Annotated in this window: 23 protein-coding genes and 2 pseudogenes; 9 read left to right on the forward strand and 16 right to left on the reverse strand. The window is 63.7% G+C overall.

Translation table 11 applies throughout. From position 1 onward, the window contains the following. Positions 1–99 precede the first annotated feature (99 nt). Together gstA and F4827_RS27205 are read left to right on the forward strand one after the other, a co-directional pair. Positions 100–714 (forward strand): glutathione transferase GstA, encoded by a 615-nt coding sequence (gstA, locus tag F4827_RS27200; RefSeq protein ID WP_183729837.1) that lies wholly within the window; start codon positions 100–102, stop codon positions 712–714. Between the two features lie 157 nt (positions 715–871). Then, positions 872–1,576, forward strand: a complete 705-nt coding sequence (locus tag F4827_RS27205) for a glutathione binding-like protein (RefSeq protein WP_183729840.1) — start codon at positions 872–874, stop codon at positions 1,574–1,576. A 16-nt stretch (positions 1,577–1,592) separates the two neighbouring features. Here F4827_RS27205 and F4827_RS27210 read toward each other — a convergent pair whose 3' ends face one another. Then, positions 1,593–2,246, reverse strand: a complete 654-nt coding sequence (locus F4827_RS27210) for a DUF4410 domain-containing protein (protein WP_183729843.1) — start codon at positions 2,244–2,246, stop codon at positions 1,593–1,595. Between the two features lie 171 nt (positions 2,247–2,417). Here F4827_RS27210 and F4827_RS27215 point away from each other — a divergent pair, with 171 nt between their 5' ends. Then, positions 2,418–2,696 carry a hypothetical protein gene (locus tag F4827_RS27215; RefSeq protein WP_183729846.1) on the forward strand — a complete coding sequence of 93 codons (279 nt, stop codon included), beginning with the start codon at positions 2,418–2,420 and terminating at the stop codon, positions 2,694–2,696. Positions 2,697–2,719: 23 nt separating this feature from the next. Here the strand turns inward: F4827_RS27215 and F4827_RS27220 are convergent, their stop codons facing one another. From F4827_RS27220 to F4827_RS27270, 11 genes are all read right to left on the reverse strand, one after another. Beyond that, positions 2,720–3,733, reverse strand: a complete 1,014-nt coding sequence (locus F4827_RS27220) for a substrate-binding domain-containing protein (RefSeq protein WP_183729849.1) — start codon at positions 3,731–3,733, stop codon at positions 2,720–2,722. A 207-nt stretch (positions 3,734–3,940) separates the two neighbouring features. Beyond that, positions 3,941–4,915: a ribose ABC transporter substrate-binding protein RbsB gene (rbsB, locus tag F4827_RS27225; RefSeq protein WP_183729853.1), complete on the reverse strand. Its 975-nt coding sequence runs from the start codon at positions 4,913–4,915 to the stop codon at positions 3,941–3,943. A 125-nt stretch (positions 4,916–5,040) separates the two neighbouring features. Next, positions 5,041–6,000: an ABC transporter permease gene (locus tag F4827_RS27230; protein ID WP_183729856.1), complete on the reverse strand. Its 960-nt coding sequence runs from the start codon at positions 5,998–6,000 to the stop codon at positions 5,041–5,043. A 99-nt stretch (positions 6,001–6,099) separates the two neighbouring features. Continuing rightward, entirely contained in the window at positions 6,100–7,617 is a 1,518-nt protein-coding gene (locus F4827_RS27235) for a sugar ABC transporter ATP-binding protein (RefSeq protein WP_311674605.1), read from the reverse strand. A 7-nt stretch (positions 7,618–7,624) separates the two neighbouring features. Further along, positions 7,625–8,023: a D-ribose pyranase gene (gene rbsD / locus F4827_RS27240; protein ID WP_183729859.1), complete on the reverse strand. Its 399-nt coding sequence runs from the start codon at positions 8,021–8,023 to the stop codon at positions 7,625–7,627. A 24-nt stretch (positions 8,024–8,047) separates the two neighbouring features. Further along, entirely contained in the window at positions 8,048–8,938 is an 891-nt protein-coding gene (rbsK, locus tag F4827_RS27245) for a ribokinase (RefSeq protein ID WP_183729863.1), read from the reverse strand. A gap of 197 nt (positions 8,939–9,135) precedes the next feature. Beyond that, entirely contained in the window at positions 9,136–10,134 is a 999-nt protein-coding gene (locus tag F4827_RS27250; protein ID WP_260175456.1) for a spore coat U domain-containing protein, read from the reverse strand. Further along, the gene (locus F4827_RS27255) at positions 10,131–12,635 is read right to left on the reverse strand and encodes a fimbria/pilus outer membrane usher protein (RefSeq protein ID WP_260175457.1); all 2,505 of its coding nucleotides are present in this window, start codon (positions 12,633–12,635) and stop codon (positions 10,131–10,133) included. Before F4827_RS27255 ends, F4827_RS27250 begins: the two co-directional genes overlap by 4 nt. Before the next feature lie 178 nt (positions 12,636–12,813). Next, positions 12,814–13,548, reverse strand: coding sequence for a molecular chaperone (locus tag F4827_RS27260; RefSeq protein ID WP_183729869.1), 735 nt, complete (start codon positions 13,546–13,548; stop codon positions 12,814–12,816). A 14-nt stretch (positions 13,549–13,562) separates the two neighbouring features. Next, positions 13,563–14,087 carry a spore coat U domain-containing protein gene (locus tag F4827_RS27265; RefSeq protein ID WP_183729872.1) on the reverse strand — a complete coding sequence of 175 codons (525 nt, stop codon included), beginning with the start codon at positions 14,085–14,087 and terminating at the stop codon, positions 13,563–13,565. 605 nt (positions 14,088–14,692) lie between these two features. Continuing rightward, positions 14,693–14,920: a hypothetical protein gene (locus F4827_RS27270; protein WP_183729875.1), complete on the reverse strand. Its 228-nt coding sequence runs from the start codon at positions 14,918–14,920 to the stop codon at positions 14,693–14,695. Positions 14,921–15,049: 129 nt separating this feature from the next. Here F4827_RS27270 and F4827_RS27275 point away from each other — a divergent pair, with 129 nt between their 5' ends. Then, positions 15,050–15,556 (forward strand): GAF domain-containing protein, encoded by a 507-nt coding sequence (locus tag F4827_RS27275; RefSeq protein ID WP_183729878.1) that lies wholly within the window; start codon positions 15,050–15,052, stop codon positions 15,554–15,556. Positions 15,557–15,585: 29 nt separating this feature from the next. Here F4827_RS27275 and F4827_RS27280 read toward each other — a convergent pair whose 3' ends face one another. Continuing rightward, positions 15,586–16,362, reverse strand: a complete 777-nt coding sequence (locus tag F4827_RS27280; protein WP_260175458.1) for a helix-turn-helix transcriptional regulator — start codon at positions 16,360–16,362, stop codon at positions 15,586–15,588. Between the two features lie 116 nt (positions 16,363–16,478). Between F4827_RS27280 and F4827_RS27285 the strand changes: the two genes are divergently transcribed. Then, a complete protein-coding gene (locus F4827_RS27285; RefSeq protein ID WP_183729880.1) occupies positions 16,479–17,423 on the forward strand; it encodes a DMT family transporter in 945 nt (314 codons plus the stop codon). On the opposite strand, the gene F4827_RS27290 is transcribed toward F4827_RS27285, so the two are convergent. Then, positions 17,380–18,336: a LysR family transcriptional regulator gene (locus F4827_RS27290; protein ID WP_183729883.1), complete on the reverse strand. Its 957-nt coding sequence runs from the start codon at positions 18,334–18,336 to the stop codon at positions 17,380–17,382. The genes F4827_RS27285 and F4827_RS27290 overlap by 44 nt on opposite strands. 131 nt (positions 18,337–18,467) lie before the next feature. Here F4827_RS27290 and F4827_RS27295 point away from each other — a divergent pair, with 131 nt between their 5' ends. Together F4827_RS27295 and F4827_RS27300 are read left to right on the forward strand one after the other, a co-directional pair. After that, a complete protein-coding gene (locus F4827_RS27295; protein ID WP_183729887.1) occupies positions 18,468–19,349 on the forward strand; it encodes an aldo/keto reductase family oxidoreductase in 882 nt (293 codons plus the stop codon). A gap of 138 nt (positions 19,350–19,487) precedes the next feature. Further along, positions 19,488–19,931, forward strand: a complete 444-nt coding sequence (locus tag F4827_RS27300) for a hypothetical protein (protein WP_183729891.1) — start codon at positions 19,488–19,490, stop codon at positions 19,929–19,931. Between the two features lie 221 nt (positions 19,932–20,152). On the opposite strand, the gene F4827_RS27305 is transcribed toward F4827_RS27300, so the two are convergent. Then, positions 20,153–20,386, reverse strand: coding sequence for a hypothetical protein (locus F4827_RS27305; protein ID WP_183730128.1), 234 nt, complete (start codon positions 20,384–20,386; stop codon positions 20,153–20,155). A 510-nt stretch (positions 20,387–20,896) separates the two neighbouring features. On the opposite strand from F4827_RS27305, the gene F4827_RS27310 reads away from it, so the two are divergent. Beyond that, entirely contained in the window at positions 20,897–21,538 is a 642-nt protein-coding gene (locus F4827_RS27310; RefSeq protein ID WP_183729894.1) for a LysE family translocator, read from the forward strand. 35 nt (positions 21,539–21,573) lie between these two features. On the opposite strand, the pseudogene F4827_RS35565 reads toward F4827_RS27310, so the two are convergent. Then, positions 21,574–21,977: pseudogene (locus F4827_RS35565) on the reverse strand (transposase); the annotation flags it as partial. On the opposite strand from F4827_RS35565, the pseudogene F4827_RS27320 reads away from it, so the two are divergent. Next, positions 21,969–22,289: pseudogene (locus tag F4827_RS27320) on the forward strand (IS110 family transposase); the annotation flags it as partial. The pseudogenes F4827_RS35565 and F4827_RS27320 overlap by 9 nt on opposite strands. Positions 22,290–22,446: the final 157 nt, after the last annotated feature.

The following is a 22,446-nucleotide window of genomic DNA, read 5'->3' on the forward strand; positions in this document are numbered from 1 at the left end:
CAATCGCAATGCACTCACGCGCTAACATAGCCTCCCCGCGCGTCGCTTGCAGGACGCGCGCGGTGCTTACGTGTGTGTATGTTTAAACCAGGACTCACGATGAAACTCTATTTCTCCCCGGGTGCGTGCTCACTTGCCTCGCATATCGTCGCGCGCGAAGCCGGTCTCGACATCGAACTCGATCAAGTCAACCTCGGCAACAAAGAGACCGCCAGCGGCAAGGACTTCCGCACGATCAACGCGAAGGGCTGCGTGCCCGCGCTCGAACTCGACAATGGCGAGCTGCTCACCGAAGGCCCGGCGATCATGCAGTATCTCGCCGACCGCAATCCCGCCAGCGGCCTCGCACCCGCACACGATTCGATCGCGCGTTATCGTCTGCAGGAAATGCTCGGCTTCATCAGCACGGAACTGCACAAGCGCTATTCGCCGCTCTTCAATCCGAACTCACTGGATAGCGTGCGCGCCGAATCCATCGCCGCATTGCAGCGTCAATACGGCCTGCTCGACAAGCGTCTGGCCGAGCATGAGTGGCTGGTCGGCGATCACTTCACTGCTGCCGACGCCTATCTCTTCACGGTCACCAACTGGGCCGCGCACGTCGGCCTCGACCTGTCCGCGTTCCCTGCGGTGCTCACGTTCCAGAAGCGCGTGGCCGCGCGTCCCGCCGTGCAGGCGGCGCTGGGCGCGGAAGGGCTGATTCCGAAGCAATAAAGCCATAACGGAACAATGGCGCACGGCGCATCCGCACAGACCGTGCGCCATTCGGGCGACGTCTGCGCGCCGGCGGCATTTCCTCTACACTGTCTCGCCTCGGTGCGTCGCACGCCCCCGTTGCGCGCCCCCTTTTCGCCTCGTTACAGGACAGCCCATGAGCGATCTCAACGCCTTCCCCATCTCCGCCAGGTGGCCCGCGCAGCATCCCGAGCGCATCCAGCTCTATTCGCTGCCCACGCCCAATGGCGTGAAGGTGTCGATCATGCTCGAAGAAACGGGCCTCGCCTACGAGCCGCATCTGGTGCGCTTCGATACCAACGATCAGCTCTCGCCCGAATTCGTTTCGCTGAACCCCAACAACAAGATTCCCGCGATCATCGATCCGCATGGCCCGGACGGCCAGCCACTCGCGCTGTTCGAATCGGGCGCGATCCTGATCTGGCTCGGCGACAAGACCGGCCAGTTCCTCGCGCGCGAAGGCCGCGAACGCTACGAGACGATCCAGTGGCTGATGTTCCAGATGGGCGGCATCGGGCCGATGTTCGGCCAGCTCGGTTTCTTCCACAAGTTCGCGGGCAAGGAGTACGAGGACAAGCGACCGCGCGAGCGTTACGTCGCCGAATCGCGCCGCCTGCTGGGCGTGCTGGAGCAGCGTCTGGAGGGCCGCGCCTGGTTGATGGGCGATCACTACACCATCGCCGATATCGCTACCTTCCCGTGGGTGCGCAACCTCGTCGGCTTCTACGAAGCGGGCGATCTGGTTGGCTTCAAGGACTTCAAGAACGTGCAGCGTGTGCTGGAAGCGTTCGTCGCGCGTCCGGCTGTGAAGCGCGGGCTGGAGATTCCGGCGCGCAATTGACGGGGCAACCGCGCGCTCAAGGCGCTGCCTTCACGCGCGCGAGCACGGCATCGGATACTTCGCTGGCCGCATGCTCGACGGTCTTGTGCTGATCGCCGCGCGCCATCACGAACTTCGCGGCGGCCACGTAGGGATTGAGCGCGATGGCCGCACCCGCGCCCGGTTTCGACGTGCTCGAATGGCTCTCGATAACCTGATAAAGCGGCGCGGGCGTTTGTTTCGAAAGATCGTCGATGGCCACGGCCAGATCGACTTCATTGGCTCCCGCGCCGAAGCCCACCATCGCCCGCCGCAGGCGATTGCCCTCATCGCCATCGAGAAACACGCCGCGCACCAGCCAGCCTTGCGCGGGCGGCGTGACGCCGGCGGGCAAGCGGCGCGCATCCCGTCCCGCGCGGCGCAGATCGCTAACCAGCGCTTGCGCTAACTGCTCGACAATGTCGCTCGCGCGCGTTTGCGGCTTGTCCCGGCGCAGCAGCGGCCTGGGCAGCAGCCCGCCCCCAGGACGCCGCGCATTGTCGAGCGGATTTTTATCGGCGCTGACGCTGGCGTCGTCCAGTTCGAAATCGCTCACATAGAGGGTGTTGGCGTTGCCGTCCGCTATCTGGGCAAACGCCGGACATGCCGCTGCCGCCAATATCGCCAGGCAGAGAGTTCTGCGGTGATTCATGGTGCGGGTCTCCACAGTGCGAGCCCCATCATAACGGCCGCGCGCAAAGCCTTATCGCCGGATGCCGCGCATTCGTGAAGTGCGTGAGTTGCGCGACTTGCGCGACTTGCGTGACTTGGGCGGCGGGATCGTTCCCCAAAAGCATCACGCGATTTTGGGTAAACTGAATCGATGGATAAATGCCAATACTGCGGAATAATGCGCGACGAGTGGGATTGCCACGGTCAGGCCTGCCGCAACGCGATTGCGCGTGCGCTGCGGCGTCAGCGTCAGGGCCTCCCGATGGTGGCCAATCTGATCCGCAACGAGATCCCGGCCCACGCCAGCACTGGTGAAGTCATCAGCGCGCTGTCGCGCCAGCGCAAACGCGCGCGGCGCGGCAACGAGGAGCGCCGCGAGCGCAAGGCGCTCGAAAACGCCGATAAGGTCGGCGGGCTGGACAACCTGTAGACGGCACGCTTCGCGTAACGGGTTTAGCGCTTGCGCCGATAGTGGATCTGCGCAGGCACCTGAAGCGACTCAGGCGGCGCATCGCCTTCAAGCAGCGAGAACACGCAACGCAGGCTATGCGCGGCAAGCTGCGCGCTGTCCTGCACGATGGCATCGATCTGCAGCGGCAGGCAGTCGAGCAATTGATGATCATCGAAGATCATCAGGCGGTCTGGCGATTGCGCAAGCGCATTGGCTTCGTTGACGAATTCCAGCACGCCTTCAAGCAAGGTGATCGAGCCCGCGAACAGCGCTTCGGGAAAGCGGCCATGCGCCTCGAACCATGCCTTCATCAGCGTATAACCCGATTCGCGCTGATAATCGCGCTCGAATACCCAATCGGGCCGCACTTCCAGGCCATGCGTATGCAAGGCCTGCCGATAACCGGCCAGACGGTCGCGGCTGGCGGAAAGCTCGGGCTGGCCGCCAAAGTACACCACTTCACGCGCGCCCTGGGCCAGGGCCTCGCCGACCAGCGTGGCGACGATTTCGGTGGCATCGGTAATCACATAGGGAATCGCGCTCGTTTCCACACGGCGATCGGCGAAAACAAGCGGCAAACGTTTCACCCATTTTTCATAGCGCGGCGCATCGGCCGTGCACGGCACCACCACCAGACCGTCCACCTGATGCGAGACCAGATGCGCGATGCCTTCGGTTTCGCGCGCCGGGTCTTCGTCGCTCGTCACGATCACCAGCTGGTAGCGGTACTGCTCGCGGCATTGCGATTCCATCGCCTGCGCGAGCGCCGCGTGCGCCGAGTTGGTGAGATCGGGAATCACGAGGCCAATGGTGTTGCTGCGCCGCGAGCGCAGCGATCGCGCCGACTGCGAGGGCGTGAAGTGATTGTCGCGCGCCACCTGCAGCACACGCTCGACCGTCGCCGCCGAAATGCGGTAGCGCTCGGCATTGCCATTGAGCACCATGCTGGCCGTGGTGCGCGAGACCTCGGCGAGGCGGGCAATGTCGTCGATGGTCAAACGCTCGAACTGGGACACGCGGGCTTCCTGCTGTGTGGGGAAAGAATTGGGGACTGCCGTGAAAGACGAGGGATTGCGGCCAGCGCAACGTTCCGGGCGCTAGCTGCGTGAAAGCGTACAACAGAATGGCACGCTCCGTAAAACAAACGGAGCGTGCCGGATTTATCGATGCAATTGTACGCAGTGACTCAGTGCATCAACTTACTGCAGCAATGAATGCGGGAATTACTGCTGCTTGTACAGATTCAGCGGGACCGGGATGAACTTGTCGACCGTCTGGCCGTCCGCAAGCTTCTTCGCGGTCTGCACGCCATACTGGCCGATCAGTTCCGGCTGCTGCTGCACGGTCGCGGCCATCTGGCCGGCCTTGACGGCGGCGATCGCGTCGTCGGTGGCGTCGAAGCCCACCACGGCCACGTTCTTCAGGCCCGCTGCCTGCAGCGCCTTCACTGCGCCCAACGCCATTTCGTCGTTCTGTGCGAACACGCCCTGGATGTCCTTGTTGCTCTGGATGATGTTTTCCATCACCGAAAGACCCTTGGCGCGGTCGAAGTCGGCCGGCTGCTTCGTGGCGATCTTCACGCCGCCCCTGGCCGCGATTTCATCGTCGAAGCCCGCGCCGCGCTCGTTGGCCGCCGAAGAACCCGGGATGCCCTGCAGTTCGACGATATTGCCCTTGCCGCCCAGCTTGTCGGCCAGGAAACCGGCCGCCATCTTGCCGCCCGCCTTGTTATCCGAGGCGATATGCGAGCTGACTTCCGCGCCGTTTACGCTGCGGTCGAGCGAGATCACCTTGATGCCCTTGCTGGTGGCTTCCTTCACCACATTGGCCACCGCCGACGAATCGGTCGGGTTGATCAGAATGACGTTGACCTTCTTTTCGATCAGATCTTCGACGCTGGCCTGCTGTTTGGCCGGGTCGTTCTGCGCATCTACAGTGATCAGCGTGACGCCATCCTTCTGCGCTTCGTCTTCCGCGCCCTTCTTGAGCGACACGAAGAACGGGTTGTTGAGCGTCGAGATCGACAGGCCCACGGTCAGCGCGCCCGATGCCGCAGCGGCGGCCGACGCGCCGCTGGCTGCATCCGCCTGGCTGCTGCCCGGACCTTCCTTCGAGCAGGCCGCAAGGCCCAGTGCGAGCGAACCGGCGACGAGCGCGGCGAACATCTTCGAAAGCGACGGCTGGAACGGCTTGTGCATAGTCTTCCTCCTCGTTTTAATGTGTGGAGTGTGGATCGAAAAACAATGATGCTAAGGATTGCTACTGGATCTGGATCGAGGCATCGCGCCAACATGGCGCGCGATGCAGGAAATACCGTCAAGACTTACGACGACTTCTTGTTGCCACGGTCGATCAGGACGGCGAGCAGAATCACGCCGCCCTTGATGACCTGCTGATAGAACGACGACACGTCCAGCAGATTCAAACCGTTATTGAGCACGCCGATCAACAAAGCGCCCACCAGGGTGCCGAAGATCCAGCCACGGCCACCCGTGAGACTGGTGCCGCCCAGCACCACGGCGGCAATCGCGTCAAGCTCGTAACCGGTGCCCGCGGTCGGCTGCGCCGAATTCAGACGCGAAGTCAGCACCACGCCCGCGAGCGCCGACATCACGCCCGAAATCGTATAGACCCACAACTGGATGCGATCGACCCTCACGCCCGAAAGCTTCGCCGATTCCGCATTGCCGCCCGTCGCGTAAATATGACGGCCAAACACGGTCTTGCGCAGCAGCACCCAGAACACGCCGAACATCACCAGCATCAGCACGACGGGAATGGGCACGAGGCGTGCAACGTAACCGCCGCCAAGCAGCGAGAAGAAGTCGCTGTTGAAGCTGCTGATCGGGCTGCCGTTCGAGACGACCAGCGCGAGACCGCGCAGCACAGTCATCGAGCCGAGCGTGGCGATAAACGGCGCGACCTTGCCCTTGCTGATGACGATGCCGTTGGCGAGGCCCATCAGGCCGCCCGCGGCTAGACCCGCCACGGTGGCGACCAGCGCGTTCGTGCCGGAACTGAGCAGCGTGGCGATGATGACCGACGACAGCGCCAGCACCGAGCCCGCCGACAGATCGATGCCGCCCAGCAGGATCACAAGCGTCATGCCGAAGGCAATCAGCGCGTTGATCGACGCCTGGCGCATCACGTTGAGCAGATTATCGAGCGTGAGAAAGTTGGGGCTCACGATCGACAGCGCCACCGCAATGATCAGCAGTGCGATGAAAGGTCCGAGCTTTTGCAGCGTCGCCCGGCTGCCGGGGGTCATGGTGAGTTGCGACATGGAATGTCTCGCTTGGTTGCCTGGAATAAGGTGTGAGCGCGCCGCGCGGCGTGGTGCGACGTAGCGGGACGCAGCGCGACGTAATGCGACGTAGTGCGTTCAGGCCGCTGCCGGTTCAGCCGGGGCTGGCGCTGCATGTCCGCCGGCTGCGGCAGTCATGATCTGCTCCTGGGTGGCCGTAGCCGCTTCGAAAAGGCCCGCCTGGCGGCCCTGGTGCATCACCAGGATGCGGTCGCTCATCGCCAGCACTTCGGGCAATTCGGACGACACCATCACGATGGCCACGCCCTGCTGGGCGAGCTGGTTGATGATCGCGTAGATCTCGGCCTTGCCCCCCACGTCCACACCGCGCGTGGGCTCGTCGAGCAGCAGCACCTTGGGCGGCTTCGCGAGCCACTTGGCGAACACCACCTTCTGCTGATTGCCGCCCGAGAGCGACTTCACATCGAGTTCCGCGTCGCGCGTACGCACGCGCAACTGTTTGATGAGACCATCGACGGCGCTGCGTTCGGCTTTCTCGTTGACGAAACCCAGCTTCGCGTAGCTGTCCAGATGCACGAGCGTGGCGTTCTCGCGCACCGACATGCCGAGCACCAGACCCTGACGCTTGCGGTCTTCCGTAACGAAAGCGATGCCTGCCTCGATCGCGCTGCACGCATCGCGTACTTCAAGCGGCTGGCCGTCGAGCGTGACGGTGCCCGCAGTCTTGCGATTCACGCCGAATAGCGTGCGCAGGATTTCGCTGCGCCCCGCGCCCATCAGACCGGCGATGCCCAGCACCTCGCCCGCGCGAACATCGAAGGTAATGCCGCTCACGTGGCCTTCGTCGGCGAGATCGTTCACGCGCATGCGCACGTCGCCGGGCGTATGGCTGCGCTTCGGAAAACGCTCGCCCAGTTCGCGCCCAACCATCAGCCGGACGATCTCGTCGAAATTCGTATTGGGGATCGCGCGCTCGCCCACGAAGTGGCCGTCGCGCAGCACGCTGATCTTGTCGCAGATGCGGAAGATCTCTTCCATGCGGTGCGAGACGTAGACGATGGCCACGCCGCTCGCCTTGAGCGACTGCATGATCTCGAACAGCGTGTCGATCTCGCGACTGGTGAGGGCCGCCGTGGGCTCGTCCATCACGAGCACCTGCGCGTTGAGCGAGAGCGCCTTGGCGATTTCCACCAGCTGCTGCTGGCCGATCGACAGATGGCCCGCCTCGGTTTGCGGATCGATGCGCTGCGCGCCGACCTTGTCGAGCCATTTGCGCGCTTCACGGCGCATGGTCGCGGTATCGACCATGCCGAAACGGTGCGGCTCGCGTCCGAGGAACAGGTTCTCCATCACCGTCAGTTGCGCGATAAGGTTGAGTTCCTGATGGATGATGGCGATGCCCGCGCGTTCGGCTTCGACGGTATTGCGGATCGTCGCCGCGCGGCCGTCGATGAGAATCTGGCCCGCGTCGGCCTGATAGACGCCGCTGAGAATCTTCATCAGCGTCGATTTGCCAGCGCCGTTTTCGCCCATCAGCGCGTGGATCTCGCCCGCCTCGATATGGAAATCGACGCCTTCGAGCACACGCACCGGACCGAACGCCTTGCCGATGCCCTGCATCATCACTTGCATCATGGACCTCTTAGAAGATCACGCCCGAATGCAGGATCACATTCGCATAAGGACTGCATTCGCCGGTGCGGATCACCACTTTCGCTTCGCGGCAGCGGCGCTTGAATTCTTCGTGCGGCACGGCTTCGATGGCGATCTGCGCGGCTGCCATCTCGCGGCTTTTCTCAACCACGGCGGCGTTGTGCGTCTGCGCCTCGCTCGCGAACACCGCACGCTCGGCCTTGAAGTCGGCGAGGATGCTATCGAGCACGTCGAAGAAACCCGGCACGCCCAGTGTGAGCGAAACGTCGATGCATTCGACGCCTGCCGGAATGGGCAGACCGCAATCGGCGATCACGAGGCTGTCGGTATGGCCCATGCCGGCCAGCACGCGCGCGATGTCGCGATTCAGGTGTCCTTGTTTTTTCATGGGTATTGCTGTGCTTGAAACCGATCAGGACTGCTGGCTCAGGAACTGCTCCAGTTCGGCGAGCGTGGGCATGCCGCCCTGTGCGCCCGCACGCGTCACGGAAAGCGCGCCGGCCGCGTTCGCGCGCCGCACCGCTTCAGCCATGCCCAGATGCCAGAACGCCGCCATCGCACCGTTGAAGGTGTCGCCCGCGCCGGTCGTGTCGACCGCTTCCACCGCGAAGCCCGGCTGATGCACGAGCGTGCCGTCGGCGTGGGTGAAGTACGCGCCCTCCTTGCCATGCGTCATCGCAATGCGGCCAGGCATGCGTGAAAGCACTTCGGCCCACCAGCCCGAAGGCGTCTGCAAGGCGGTGGCGAGTTCATGTTCGTTCGGCGTCAGCAGCGTGGTGAGCGAAACGAGTTCGTCGCTCAGCGCAACGGCAGGTGCGGGATTGAGGAAAAAAGGCTTGGCGTGTTCGCGGGCGCGGCGCGCTGCGTGCAGCACCGTGTCCATCGGCGTTTCAAGTTGCGCGAGGATCACATCGGCCTGCGCGAAGGCGTCGCTGGCGCGGTCGATATCTTCGGGCGAGAGTTCGTTGTTCGCGCCGGGCACGACAATGATGGCGTTATCGGCGCCCGAAAGCGTGATCGACGCTATGCCGGTCGATTCCTGGCCCGTGCGGATATGGCTCACGTCGATGCCTTCGCGTGCGAGCGTCTGCTTCATCTGCTCGCCAAACGCATCGGCACCCACGCAGCCGATCATCGTGACCTGAGCGCCCAGGCGCGCGGCAGCAACCGCCTGGTTCGCGCCCTTGCCACCGGGAAAGGTCGAAAAACGCGTGCCGAACAGCGTTTCGCCAAGACGGGGAAACGTATCGGTCGTCACGACCATGTCCATATTGATGCTGCCCACCACTACCACGCGCGCCATGGCACTCCTCATCACCGCTTGCGATCCGCATTATCTGGGACCATGATTTTTCGCCGTGCTAAAACGTACTCAGCTTGGGAGCGCAGTTATACCAGAGTCCTCACAGGCGCGAAATAGCATTAGGGTATAACCCGATAAGTCGGAAGATAGGGGGCGCATTGAAAAAGTGCGGGCCGACGCTCAAGCCAGCAAGCCATTCAGAAACTGATGGTTGCTGTCACGCTATCCGTGTAATTGCCCGGCTGTGGCGTGTTCTGCGCAGGCACCACGCCGTACATCGTGAAAGAAGCGGTATTGCCGGAACCGGTTCCATAGACAGCGCTCGTGCCATTGGTTCCATCGCCCCAGAGCGTCGTGTGCTGTGCATCCGAATAAATCTGATAGCCGACCGTAGCGTTGCCGCCTGACAACACCATCGTGCGCGCATTGACCTGATTGCTGGCTCCGCCGTTCAGGCTGATCTTGAACGCATCGCCATTGGTGCATTGCGCCGTGATCGTGCCGGTGGCCGATAACGCGCTACTGAGCACGCCCGCCGCCGGGAACACGATGTTGCTCGCGCTGATGTTGCAGTTGTTGGTGACGTTGGCCGTCGAGGTGAACGGCAGCGATCCGCCACTCGTGGTGAGCGACGAGCAGCCCGGCGGCCCCAGGATGCCGAGCAGATAGTAGCCGTACAGCAGCGATGTCTCACCGCCGCTGAAGGCGTGCGAATAGGTGGTATCGGCGTTATTGGCGGTTGGCACGGTGGCCTGGTTCGCGGCGATCTGCCCGTAATACGGTATCGATACCGTTGCGCTCGTCCCCAATAAAGGCTGCTGGAGGGTGACCGATATCGGCGTGGTGGCCGCTGCAGTCGATCCCCATGAAATCGAATGCGCCTGATCGCTGTAGAGGTCGTATTGCAGCGTCGCCGTGCCGCCCGCCTGCGTCAGCACGCGTGGCTGCGCGGCGTTGAGATTCAGGCACACGAGCGCGGTTGGCGCGAGCGACACCACCGTCCAGTAGCAGGTCACGTTGATCGTGCCCGAGCCGTTGACGGCCGCGCGGTTGATCGGACTGATGGTGCCGAAGCTGATGCTCGAAACCGTCGCCGTGCAAGTCTGCGCGTGCGCGCGGCCCGGCATGAGCGCAGCCGCTACACACAGCAGCACGCTGGCGAACAGCATCGCGAGGCGATGTCGGGAACGGCTCATGGGGAGTCTCCGGAAACGGTCTGGCAGGTGAGCGGGCCGTAAGTGGGCAGCGAGCCATCGGTCGGGCGCACATAGCGGAAGCTGGCAGCGCAATGAATGACGTTCTTGCCGCTCGCCGTCACGCTCAGATGGTTGTCGGTTTGCAGGTTTTCGATAAAGGTCAGGCCGTCGTAGCCGACGATCGTGTCCGTACCGCTTTCTTCGTGATGCACGCGCGCGCCGGCCGGCAGATACGCGCCGTCCGGGCCGCGCAAAATCAGCGAAGCCGCGCGGTACTGCGTGACCCTGAAGCTCGCGAGCACGCCCGATTGCGACTGCGGCACGACGTTCGCGCGCGTGGTGGCCATATGCGCCTGGGCGGGCAGGCCCATGCTGTCCACGCTGATGAGGTTGTTCTGCCAGGCGTTGAGGTCGGGCACCAGCAAGTGGCCGTGCGAATCCGTCGTGCCGATCACGCGGTTTTCATGCAGCACCGGCACGCCCGCGAGGCCGTCGGTGGACACCAGCGCGAAACCATCGTCGATGCGGCGTGCGGGCAGTGCCGCGCCATCCATCACGACCAGCGCCCCGGTAATATCGAGCGAACCCGCCATGCGCCCATCGAGCGCCTGCCCGAGCGCGGTGACCTGCCCGTAGCGGCCCAGATACTGCACCTGCGCCTGCTGATAGTGCGATGCGTGGTTGCCGCCGTCCTGCACGGTCCAGCCCCAGCCGCCGTCGTAGTCCGGCGCGCGCGCCGCATTGACGTTCCAGGTGCCCTCGCCGTTCTGGCGTCCGGCGCTGGCATTGATCGACGTCCTGTCGCCCAGTCCCATGCTCGCGCTCAGGAATACCCCCGACGAACTGCGCGAAGAAAAATCGCGAAACGCCGACACGCTCAGCGACACCAGATTGCGCAGATTCACCGTATAGGATACCGAACCAATATGCGAGGCCGCCACATCGGGGTATCGATAGCCGATGTAACTGAGCGCAACGGTCTGGCTGCCTGGCAAGGGCACGCTAAGCGTGGCGCGATCGGTAGCGAGCGGCACGGGCGTGCCGTCGCGCGCAGCCAGATCGCCGTAATGGCGCGTGGCGCGCAGCGTGCTCAGGTCGACGGAAAACGCCTGCGTGATGAGCTGATAGCCCAGTCCCACCTGTGCGCCGGTGAGATGCCCGGTCGAAGCCGCCAATGAGCCATTGATCACGCCCATCTGGCCGAGGCGCACCAGCGCGCCCGCGCCCGCGTCGTAGAGGCCGCCCGTGACTTCGGCGTGCGCCTCCACGGTCAGGCGATCGCTGATCCCGTGCCGCATCGATGCGCTCGCAACGGGTTTTGAATCGTAGTTGAAGGACTCGACGCCATAATCGCGGCGCAAAAAGCCCGCCTCGACCGAATAGCTCGACAGACCGGCTGCGAGCAGACGCGTGTCGATATAGAGCGGCACCGTGGTCGCCACCGCGCGGCCCAACGGATCGCGCGTGATGACGGTCGCCTCGCCCGCCCCCGTGATACCGGGCACGTTGCTGATGACGAACGGGCCGCCCGGCACCGAACCGGAAAACTGCCTCACATTGTTCACGTAGAGATCGACCGACGAGGGCACCACGGCCGAGCCCGAAAGCGAAGGCACCGGAAAGGTGACGAGATCGGGCCGCAGCGCAAAGTTGCTGCGCCACTGGAAGCCGCCGATGCGCAACGAGCGACTCCATTCCAGCGATGATGAAATCGTGTCGCCGACCTGCGCGGTGGTGAGTGTGGTCGCGTTCGAGGTCTGCCAGGAGGTATCGAAACGCACGTAGCGATGCATCGAGCTATAGAGATACGCGGTGCCCGTATTGCTGAGCACGCCATGCGGATCGAAGTAGCGCTGCTCGGACCAGAGCGCGGACTGGGTACTGCCGGCGTCTTCCACATAGGCGTCGTAGTTCAACACGAAGCCGCGCGAAGCACTGGCCTGCGGGGCTTTTTCGAGCGCACGCGTGTCGAACACATAGGCTTTGCGTAGCGCATCGGGCGCTTCGATGGCGATCGACTGGCTCATTTCGTCATAGCGATAATGCAGACCCGGCAGACTGTCGAGCGCGATCTCGGTGTTGGCCGCCTGCTTTGGCGTGCCGGCTGGCATGATAGGCATGTCCGGCACGCGCAGGCCGATGATGTCCAGATCGGCGGCCTCGGCATACAGGCGTCCATCGCGTTGACGGAAATGCGCGATCAGCGCCGTACGGTCGCCATTGAGCGTGACTTCGAGGTACAGGTCGCTGTGCGGCGGCAGCGCGCCCGCACGAGGGCGGCCGGCCAGCGAGGCATTGGGTTCGGCGGGCGGATTGAGCACGGTGTCGGGCAGCACGGCAGGCGACGCGTCAGACGGCGCAGCGGGCTCCTGCGCACGCGCGCACGTTTGCGCGAAGAAGAAGAAGAAGAAGAAGAAGAAGAAGAAGAAGAAGAAGAGCGCGGCAGCGAGCGAAATCGCCTTCAGTTCATCTGCAGTCCCTCGCTTGAGGCGCCGCGTCAATTGATTGGCAATCCTTTTCGAATCTGTCTGGCCGATGAATACCGCATCGAATGCAGCAAGCGGCAGGGAAAACATGATGGAAAAGGCAGCGGGCCTTTCAGGCACGCACACGGCCTCGCCTCGCCGCCGTGCGCCAGGGCGCGGGCGGGCACGCAGAAACCGGGCGAAACGAAAGCGCCTAGTGACTCAGGACAGCCGCTTCGGTCTGCTGTGCATTGACTGCGGCGCGAACCGTGAGCGTGCCGTTGAGATCGACGGACCGAGGCAGCGCGAGCTGGAACTGGCGCATCGAACCGGCCAGTGCATAGCCAAGCAGGCCACGGTTGATGGGGAAGGCATGGCCCGCGCCATCGACGATCTCGACACCCGCAATTTGCGCGCGGCGAGCGCCCGTATTCGCGACTTCGAGCGTCCAGCCCGCATCGGCATGACGCAGATGCCACGCCAGATTCGGCTGCCCCGTGGAGCCACTGCCCGGATCGATGAACACCGGTACCGAGTAGCGCAGCCGGATTGCCACGCCATTGGAAGGCGCGGCATCGGGCTCGGGCAGTTCGTCGATCAGGATGCGATAGCTCTGCTCGACGTTGCTCGCGGCCGGCGAGGTGCGCACCAGACGCACGAGTTGCTCCGCGCCCGCGCCGATCTCGATCAGCGGCGGGCTGGCGACCATCTCCTGGGTGGGCGTGAGCGTATCCTCGCCGCCTGACTGGCTCCAGCGATAGACACGCACCTGGCCGTAAATCGGCGTGCTGCCGGAATTGCGCAGCGTGAGACCGGTTGCGTTGGCGTGCGCGGGCAGATCGACCATGACGGGCGAAATCTGCAGCGTGGCGGCCTGGGCGCTGCCTGGGCTCGCTGCTACCGCAGCCCCGGCGAGCACGAGGTTAAGGAGGCGATGGAGCACGCGCATGGTGTGCCCCGCGTCTAGAAATAGACCGTCGCGGTGACGGTCGTTTGATAGGTGTCCGGACGCGGCGTGGCCTGCACCGGAATCTGGCCGTAGACGTTGATCGACTGCGCGCTGCCCGAGCCCGTGCCGCCCACCGTGTTGGTGCCCTGCGTATTGCCCCAGACTGTAGTGTGGCCGGAATCCTGGTAGAGTTGGAACGCCACCGTGGTGGTGGTATTGCCGGTTGCGGTGCCGGCCATCAGGCGGCTGGTCACCGTCGATCCGCTCACCGTGCCGCCATCCAGACCGACGTTGTACGGCGTCGTGTTGGTGCAATCGACAGCCACCGTGGTCTGCTGGTTCAGCGCAGTCGTCAGCACGCCGTTGGTGCCGAAGGCGAGCGGGTTGGCCGTGATCGTGCAGTTGGCCTGCAAGGTCAGGGAAACGAGGAACGTCGCCGTGGCGGTGCCGTTCGAATAAGTCGCGGCGTCCGCGACGCCCGTGATGGGGCCGCTAATCAGCGCGATTGTCAGTACGCTCGTCAGGAGTTTCAGTTTCATCGCATCGGCCCTCTCTCAGGCATCGGCGTCTTTTAGCGACGCATCGTGTATTTAACTTCCCGTCTCTCGTCGCGGTGGTCCGCGATTTCGTCCGGTTTGCAATGCATCATTTCGTATTCAAAACAATTACTGACGCATCTACTCACGTTTACGGCGTGCGCATTTTTTTCCTGAAGACAAATGCGTACTTTTCAACCAGGCAGTTGCCCTGCGGCGTGAACACGAATTTTTATGTCACCCCTGATTTCGCTGCGTTTTATGAAATTCTAGACGGAGATTTTTCGCTCATTACATCGATAAGACGTGATTTATACGCGCACTTCGTCAATTCGCCTGGTAGTCCGTCAGAATGTTTTTTCAGCGCGAAATGCCGCGTGCATGAAGAGAGCCGCACGCCCGTTAGCGGAGCGTGAGATGGGGCCCTTAAAAGCAAGGCTGATCAGCAATATTTACTGGCAGTGATGCGAATTGCAACGCAAACGTATGCGCGGAATACGCGGATTTTCAGGCACCTGGGCGTTGGCCCGCCATCGCGTCGAACTCCGGCTGGCGTGCCGCGAAAAATAGCTGCGTGGCCGGCATGAGTTACTCAAAGGCATCGCGTTCTACGGAAGCATCTTCGCGCTGATGGTGCGCACGCACGCGCCGATCTGGTTCGACATCACGGTCGTTGCGCTCGCAATCGTCATTTCCCGCGCGTGGTATTGCTCGATGGCCATGCCAGCCTCGCACCCCGTTGCGCGCGGCGTGCTGGTGCGGCGCAAAGCTGTGCGCGACAGCGTGACCGGCGCGCTCTTGACGGCCGTGGGCGGACGTTGCTGGCTGGGCGCCAACGAAAGCGGATCAGGCCCCGGCCGCCCCGCCCCTCGGCAAAAACCCGCAAAGTGGCCTAAACTTGCGCCCTTGCACTTCGCGCCGGCTTAAGCGCCGCCGCTCAACCCGGTTTTTTCAGGTCTTACGCCATGTTTTCGCTTTCCGACGCTCTGCCCGCCGATAAATCCGCCCTCTACGAAACGCTCGCCGCCCAGGCGCGTTCGCTGATCGAAGGCGAAACCGATGCGATCGCGAACGCGGCCAACTTCGCGTCGCTCGTGTTCAACTCGCTGGAAGGGCTCAACTGGGCCGGCTTCTACTTCTTCGACGGCACGGAACTGGTGGTCGGCCCGTTCCAGGGCAAGCCGGCCTGCGTGCGCATTCCGCTCGGCAAAGGCGTGTGCGGCACGGCCGCGAAGACGCGCGAAACCCAGGTCGTGCCCGACGTGCATGCCTTCGCGGGCCATATCGCCTGCGATTCGGCTTCGCAATCGGAAATCGTGGTGCCGCTGGTCGCCGCTGACGGCACGCTGATCGGCGTGTGGGACGTGGACAGCCCGCACCTCGCGCGCTTCGACGACGTCGACGCCAAGGGCATGGTCGAACTGTGCCGCGTGTTCGTCGAATTCGGCTGGCACAAGGCCAAGGTCGCCTGACGACGGCGTCGCCCCTGCTTCACGCGCCTTCAGCGATAAAACGCCGAAGGCGCAACGCCAAAATGCCGCCTGAACATGGCGGCAAATGCGCTCTGGCTTGCATAGCCGTGATCGAGCGCCACATTCACGATCTTCTCTCCGTGCGCGAGGCGCTCCAGCGCCAGGAAAAGCCGCGCATGCTGACGCCAGCGCCCGAGCGTCATGCCGGTTTCGCGCTGGAATACGCGGTGCAGCGTGCGCTCGGCCATGCCCAGCTCAGCGGCCCAGTGCGCGATTTCATGCGCGGCCTCGGGCGCAGCCACGATCGCATCGCATAGCCGCCGCAGACGCGCGCGCGCAGGCCAAGGCAGATAGAGCGGCAGGCGCGGAATCACGGCCAGCTCCGCCAGCAGCAGACGCATCAGCCAGTCGTGACGGCTGCCCGGCGCATAGTCCAGCGGCACGTCCACGGCGGCGAGAATCAGCTCGCGCAGCAGCGGCGGCACATCCACCACGCAACTGCCCTGCGGTAAGCCTTCAGCCGCGCCAGGCTCGATAAACACGGTGCGCATGCGCACGTTGCCGCTCATGCGCACCGTATGCTCCAGCCCCGCGTCGAGCCACACCGCCCGCGTGGGCGGCACGACCCAACGGCCCGCGCGGGCCTCGATCAGCATCACGCCTTCGATCGCATAGAGCAGTTGCGCGCGCCGGTGCCGATGCGTGGCAATAAACGCGCCATGCGGATAATCGGCGGCCAGCGCCGCAACCGGCATTGGTGTGTCTTCGAAGCGAACGTGGATATCGGCGGGAGGAATGGCGATCATTATTTACGCTGCCGGTCTGGCATTTTTGCGATAGCTTTGGCCATTCTAGCGCATGACGGGCACCCGGCTACGCCCGCATGATCGGGGCTCCTTCAGCTCTCGTGAGAACCGACTCGATGTCCGCCGCTCCTTCCCCGCGCCACGCGCTTTTCCCGCTCATCGCCATTCTGCTGTGGTCCGGCAACGTGATGGTGTCGAGGCTTTCCGCACACACCATCGATCCGTACGCCATCACCTTCTGGCGTCTCGTGCTGGCCGTCACGCTGATGAGCCTGTTCGTGCCCGCCGCCGCGTGGCGCAACCGCGCCGCGATCCTGCCGCAATTGCCGAAGCTCGCATTCCTCGGCCTGCTCGCCATGGCGCTGTTCCAGTGCCTCTCGTACGCGGCGGCGAAGACCACCACGGCGACCAACATGTCGATCATGACCGCGCTCGTGCCGCTGCTCACGATGCTGCTCTCGGTCGCGCTGCTCGGCGAGCCGCCCACCACCGGCATGGCCAGCGGCGGCCTGCTCTCGTTCGCTGGCCTGGTGTGGCTCATCACGGCGGGCCACCCTGCCGCGCTGCTCGCGGGCGGCGTCCATACCGGCGATCTGCTGATGCTGGTCGCGGCGCTCGCCTATGCGCTCTATGGCGTGCTGCTGCGGCGCTGGCACGTGGGCTTGCCGTCGTGGCAATCCACGTATTTTCAGGCCATCGCCGCGCTGCTTTTCATGCTGTTGCCGCTCTCGCGCCTGCCGCTCGCCGATGCGCTGCCCAGCCGCGCGAGCCTGCCGCTGATCGCCTATGCGGGGTCCCTGGCGTCGGTCGTGCTGCCGTTCTTCTGGATGCAGGGCGTCAAGCATCTCGGGCCGAACCGCTGCAGCATGTTCATGAACCTGCTGCCCGTGTTCACGGCGACGCTGGCCGTGAGCGTATTCGGCGAGCAATTGCACGCGTATCACCTGCTGGGCGGCGTCACGGCGCTCGCGGGCGTGCTGCTCGCGCAAACCTGGCGCGCGCCGCTCGCCCGGCAGATCAAGAGGATGACGAATCATCCTTCGATTTCAGAAAATCGATGAAGGCCCTGAGCGGCGCGGGCACATGCCGCCGCCCCGGATAGTAGAGAAACGGTCCGGAAAATTCGGGCCACCATTCGGTGAGCAGCGGCACGAGCGCGCCGCTTTCGAAATGCGGCGCCAGCATGTCCTCGAACAACGCCACGACACCCGCGCCACGCAAGGCCATTTCCACCGCGAGATCAAGCGATGCGGCGGGCTTCACCACCAGTTGTCCCGGCGGATCCACGCGCAGCGTTTCGCCGTTGCGCTGATATTCCCAGATCGCCATCGCGCCGCCCGAAAACCGGACGCGCAAACACGCATGGCCCAGCAGATCGCGCGGATGTTCGGGCACACCGCGCGCGGCGAGATAGGCAGGCGACGCCGCCGTGGCGAAACGCTGCGTGCGCGGCCCGATCGGCAGCGCGATCATGTCCTGATCGAGCCGCTCGTCATAGCGGATGCCGGCGTCGCAGCCCACTTGCAGGACGTCGACGAAACCATCCTCCACCATCACTTCCACGCGAATTTCCGGGTACGCCTGCGCGAACGGCGCGAGGATCGGCGGCAACACATTGCGCGCGACATTGGCAGGCACGTTCAGGCGCAGCACCCCGGCGGGACGGTCGCGATAACCGTTGAGGACGTCGAGCGCGGCTTTCATCTCGGCGACCAGCGGCGTGATGGTGTCGAGCAACCGCTGGCCGGCCTCGGTGGGCGCGACGCTGCGGGTGGTGCGGTTCAGCAGGCGCAGGCCAAGCCTGGTCTCCAACCGGCGCACGGCCGTGCTCAGACTGGAAGCCGACACGCCGCCGGCGCGCGCCGCATCGCGAAAGCCACCGGCGTGCGCGACGGCGGCAAACGCGACGAGATCGTTCATCTCGAAGGCAAGGTTCGGCTGGGCGCGGGTTTCCTGAGGACTTTCCGGGTTCATGGCAGTCGATGATGGGCGTAAAGCACTGGGTCCATTGTGCAAAATTTTGCACAAGCCGTGCGGATCGACTGGGATTATCTAACAGCGCGAGAGCGACCATACTGGCGCCATCCCTTTTCGAGGAGAACGCAATGACGCAATCGACGAAATCCCCCGCACGCACCTTTCCGCTGGCCGGCCGCAGCGTCAACCGCATGGGCTACGGCGCCATGCAACTGGCTGGTCCGGGCGTATTCGGGCCGCCGAAGGACCGCGCGCAAGCCGTCGCGGTGCTGCGCGAGGCGCTTGCGCTGGGCGTAAACCACATCGACACGAGCGACTTCTACGGCCCGCACGTGACCAACCAGATCATCCGTGAGGCGCTGCATCCCTATCCCGCCGATCTGACGCTCGTCACCAAGGTGGGCGCAGTGCGCGACGACAAAGGCGCGTGGCTGCCCGCACTCGAACCCGCGGACATCGAGCGCGCCGTGCACGACAACCTGCGCAATCTGGGCCTCGACGTGCTCGATATCGTGAACCTGCGCATCATGGGCGACATCCATCAGCCGTCCGAAGGCCCGATCGAGCGCCAGATGGAAGCGCTCGCGACGCTGCGCCAGCGGGGCCTCGTGCGCCATATCGGCATATCGAACGCGACGGCAAAGCAGATCGCCGATGCGGGCCGCTTCGCCCCGATCGTCTGCGTGCAGAACCACTACAACCTCGTGAATCGCGCCGACGATGCACTGATCGACACCCTCGCCGCCCAAGGCATCGCGTACGTGCCGTTCTTCCCGCTGGGCGGCTTCACGCCGATCCAGTCGTCGGCACTGTCGGCGCTTGCCCAGTCGCTGGACACCACGCCGATGACGGTTGCGCTCGCCTGGCTGCTACATCGCGCGCCCAATATCCTGCTGATTCCTGGCACCTCGTCGCTGGCGCATCTGCGCGAAAACATGCAGGCCGAAACGCTCGAATTGAGCGAAGACGTGCTCGCGCAGCTCGACGCCATCGGCAAAAAATCGAACTGAGTGAACTGAGCTAAGCGTGCAAGGCGGGCGAAGCGGGCAATCTGAGCGCCGTCGCACACGCGGGAATGGACCTTGCGCCCAGAATGGGTCCAGTGTGAATTCGCGCTGAGTCGCGCGCGACTTGCGGAGGATCCAACGATGCCAGCAATCCACCTCCGGCGCGGCGCCCGTGCGGCAGTGCTAGCGGCGGCTTTCGCAGGCGCGTCGCCCTGCATGCAGGGCGCTCGCGCCACTGGAAAATTCGATGGCACATGGAGCGTGACGCTCACCTGCCAGACCGGCCCGGACGGCGCTTATAGCTACACCTTCCACTTCCCGGCGACGGTGGTGGACGGCGTGCTGCACGGCGAGCGCGGTAATAAAGGGCGCGGCGGCTGGTTTACACTGGACGGCAAGATCGAACCGGACGGCGGTTCCACGCTGATCGGCCAAGGCCTGACGAGCGCGCCGGGCTACACGGTCGGTCATATGGACCCGCTCACGCCCTACGAATACAACGTCAGCGCCCATTTCGACGCGGCCTCGGGCACCGGCTCGCGCACCACTACGCGGCAATGCGACTTCGTGTTCGTGAAGCAATAGCCGCGCGAGCAAGACGCATCGACGGACCGCATCGACGGACGAAAAAAAGCCGCGGTTCGAAAACCGCGGCTCATGAAGTCCTGCCACTCTCATCCGGCTCGCGCCGTTCCCTCAAACGATGCGTCCGGGAACCCCGTGCTGTTTCTTCGCGCGCTGCTACGTGATGCCAGGTGTTGCTACGTGGCGCTACGCGTATTCCTTCTGCTGGCTCCGTGCCGCCCTCAGGCTTGCGGATCCGCCGAAGCATCGCCGGCGTCGGCTTGCTGCGTGCCGTCGTCTGCCTGCTTCTCGTCTTCTTTCTTTTCGACCAGCTTTTCGAGCGCGCCGGCGCCCTCGAAACCGGCCACCGCTGCGGCGGCCTTGGTCAGAAAACCGGCGTCCGGATCGACCTTATCCGTCGCTTCGACGGCAGCCACTGCGCCGGCGATTTCGCCTACCTTGTCCAGAATGCCCATTTGACCCCTCCGGTTCATGCCAGTTGACGCTTCGGGCGCATCACGCCTGAAGCACACACCCATCGACCCTGCCGATCCTGCTTTCCCTGCTTTTTTGCCTGTCGAGGTGCCGCTGCGGCGCCACGCGGTATCGCCAACATGCCGCCTTCGAGCAATTCCGTTGCCGCTGCACCCTTCTCCCACCGCCCGCTTCGCTGCCGGACAGAAGCGAGGCGCTGGCGTTGATGCATTGTCGACGCGCGCGACGAGCAGAGCAACCATAAATCGCCGTTTCTGACAATGGTTAACGATTCAATCTTCGGATGTTTATTGCGATGCATCAAAGGCTTACCTATACTGAATTTGTCTCCTCCATGTCTCCTTAGACGTGGTTCAAGCCCGCCTCCACGCGGGCTTTTTTCTTTCCCGTGACGCACGCCTGCCGCTCACCGTCTCAATTCACGCCTGCCTGCTGCTGCATGCGCTGGCATAATCCGGGTTCCCTTTTTCGATCCCTGCCAGGCCGTTGCAATGAACCTCCATACCTGGTGGCTGTTCCTCGCCACCGTCTTCGTCGTCTGCGCCATCCCCGGTCCCAATATGCTGCTGATCATGTCGCACGGCGCGCAGTACGGCCTGCGCCGCACCGGCGCGACCATGGGCGGCTGCCTGTCCGCGCTCGTGCTGATGCTGGCCGTTTCCGCCGCCGGTCTCGGCGTATTCCTGCAGGCATGGCCGACCATGTTCAACGTGCTGCGCTTTGTCGGCGCGGGCTATCTGGTCTATCTGGGCATCAAGGCGTGGAGCGCGCCCGTCGAGTCGAACGAACACGCCGATGCCGGGACCGAAGCGCTCACGGCCCGTCCGACGCGTTCGGCCGCCACGCTGTTCCGCAACGGCTTCCTGGTGGCAAGCAGCAACCCGAAGGCGATCCTGTTCGCCGCCGCGCTGCTGCCGCAGTTCATCGACGCGAGCCGCCCGACGCTGCCGCAATTCGGCGTGCTGGTCGCGACTTTCGCGGTCTGTGAAGTGAGCTGGTATCTGGTCTACGCGAGCTTCGGCACGCGCATCGGCGCAACGCTGAAGAGCCAGCGCGTGGCCAGAGTGTTCAATCGCGTGACGGGCGGCGTGTTTGTCGGCTTCGGCGCGATGATGGCGCTGATGCGCCAGTAAACGAAACAGGGCAGCCTCGCGTGGTACGGGAACCATTAATCTTTATAAGTTGAAACTTTAATGGTTTCCTTATCTGCCTCGATATCTTCGCCTTCCTTTATCACACCATTCGTGTGCAATTTCCTTACCAAGAGCAACGCAACATGAATGTCGAGACGACGCTCAAAGCGAATGCGCAGCTTGCCGAATCCGGCAAACCAGGCACGCGTGCGTTCGACCACCCAGCGATGTCGTCCGAGCCGCTCTTTGCTTTCTACGCCTCGACGGGCGACACGTGCCGTCATTGCCACGCTGCCCCAGGCTAACGTCGGCAGCGGGCGAACTCATAGCCCTTTTCCGCACGCAACTTGCCCGAGCATTTGCAGGGCTGGCCATTCAAGCCTGACACCGCCGGAATTGCATCGAGCGTGGGCTCGAATGCCATCGAGTCATGCCGGTTGTCTTCCAGTTGCATACGGTCGACGTTGCCGCCGGGAAGGTCGGGCGAGTGAAACTCAAGCGAGGTGACGTCGCGGATTTCCTGGCAAAGAGGGAGCGCTCACTCGTGGCCAGCGAAGCGTGCGGTGGTGCACATTACTGGGCCCGGCAACTGCAAAAGCTTGGTCATGAACTGAGGCTTATTGCAGCGCATTCAGTGAGACTCTTCGTTTTGCGCAACAAATCCGATGCGGCCGATGCGCGCGGTATCTGGACTGCGGTCCAGCAGCCGGAAGCCCGGTTTGTCGCCGTCAAAAACGAAACGCAGCACTCCCCGATTCCCGGAGCGGTTCACTATCCGGATATTCAGTAAAACTGATGTCGATAACAAGCTGGATATGAATATGATGCCGTCGGGATAACGCACTTTCCTCGTGGCTATCCAGGGTATGGATGACGGTCTTTGCTTGAGAACGCGAACATGCCTTACA

The organism is Paraburkholderia bannensis (assembly GCF_014200455.1).
GTDB lineage: Bacteria > Pseudomonadota > Gammaproteobacteria > Burkholderiales > Burkholderiaceae > Paraburkholderia > Paraburkholderia bannensis_A.

Bases quoted from the DNA above. Each gene is read 5' to 3' on its own strand.
- F4827_RS27275 (WP_183729878.1), top strand. From the start codon at position 15,050: ATGTTTTCGCTTTCCGACGCTCTGCCCGCCGATAAATCCGCCCTCTAC.
- F4827_RS27300 (WP_183729891.1), top strand. From the start codon at position 19,488: ATGCCAGCAATCCACCTCCGGCGCGGCGCCCGTGCGGCAGTGCTAGCG.
- F4827_RS27210 (WP_183729843.1), bottom strand. From the start codon at position 2,246: ATGAATCACCGCAGAACTCTCTGCCTGGCGATATTGGCGGCAGCGGCA.
- F4827_RS27280 (WP_260175458.1), bottom strand. From the start codon at position 16,362: ATGATCGCCATTCCTCCCGCCGATATCCACGTTCGCTTCGAAGACACA.
- F4827_RS27235 (WP_311674605.1), bottom strand. From the start codon at position 7,617: ATGATGCAAGTGATGATGCAGGGCATCGGCAAGGCGTTCGGTCCGGTG.
- rbsK (WP_183729863.1), bottom strand. From the start codon at position 8,938: ATGGCGCGCGTGGTAGTGGTGGGCAGCATCAATATGGACATGGTCGTG.
- F4827_RS27215 (WP_183729846.1), top strand. From the start codon at position 2,418: ATGGATAAATGCCAATACTGCGGAATAATGCGCGACGAGTGGGATTGC.
- gstA (WP_183729837.1), top strand. From the start codon at position 100: ATGAAACTCTATTTCTCCCCGGGTGCGTGCTCACTTGCCTCGCATATC.
- rbsD (WP_183729859.1), bottom strand. From the start codon at position 8,023: ATGAAAAAACAAGGACACCTGAATCGCGACATCGCGCGCGTGCTGGCC.
- F4827_RS27265 (WP_183729872.1), bottom strand. From the start codon at position 14,087: ATGAAACTGAAACTCCTGACGAGCGTACTGACAATCGCGCTGATTAGC.
- F4827_RS27290 (WP_183729883.1), bottom strand. From the start codon at position 18,336: ATGAACCCGGAAAGTCCTCAGGAAACCCGCGCCCAGCCGAACCTTGCC.
- F4827_RS27230 (WP_183729856.1), bottom strand. From the start codon at position 6,000: ATGTCGCAACTCACCATGACCCCCGGCAGCCGGGCGACGCTGCAAAAG.
- F4827_RS27295 (WP_183729887.1), top strand. From the start codon at position 18,468: ATGACGCAATCGACGAAATCCCCCGCACGCACCTTTCCGCTGGCCGGC.
- F4827_RS27205 (WP_183729840.1), top strand. From the start codon at position 872: ATGAGCGATCTCAACGCCTTCCCCATCTCCGCCAGGTGGCCCGCGCAG.
- F4827_RS27310 (WP_183729894.1), top strand. From the start codon at position 20,897: ATGAACCTCCATACCTGGTGGCTGTTCCTCGCCACCGTCTTCGTCGTC.
- F4827_RS27285 (WP_183729880.1), top strand. From the start codon at position 16,479: ATGTCCGCCGCTCCTTCCCCGCGCCACGCGCTTTTCCCGCTCATCGCC.
- F4827_RS27305 (WP_183730128.1), bottom strand. From the start codon at position 20,386: ATGGGCATTCTGGACAAGGTAGGCGAAATCGCCGGCGCAGTGGCTGCC.
- F4827_RS27260 (WP_183729869.1), bottom strand. From the start codon at position 13,548: ATGCGCGTGCTCCATCGCCTCCTTAACCTCGTGCTCGCCGGGGCTGCG.
- rbsB (WP_183729853.1), bottom strand. From the start codon at position 4,915: ATGCACAAGCCGTTCCAGCCGTCGCTTTCGAAGATGTTCGCCGCGCTC.
- F4827_RS27250 (WP_260175456.1), bottom strand. From the start codon at position 10,134: ATGAGCCGTTCCCGACATCGCCTCGCGATGCTGTTCGCCAGCGTGCTG.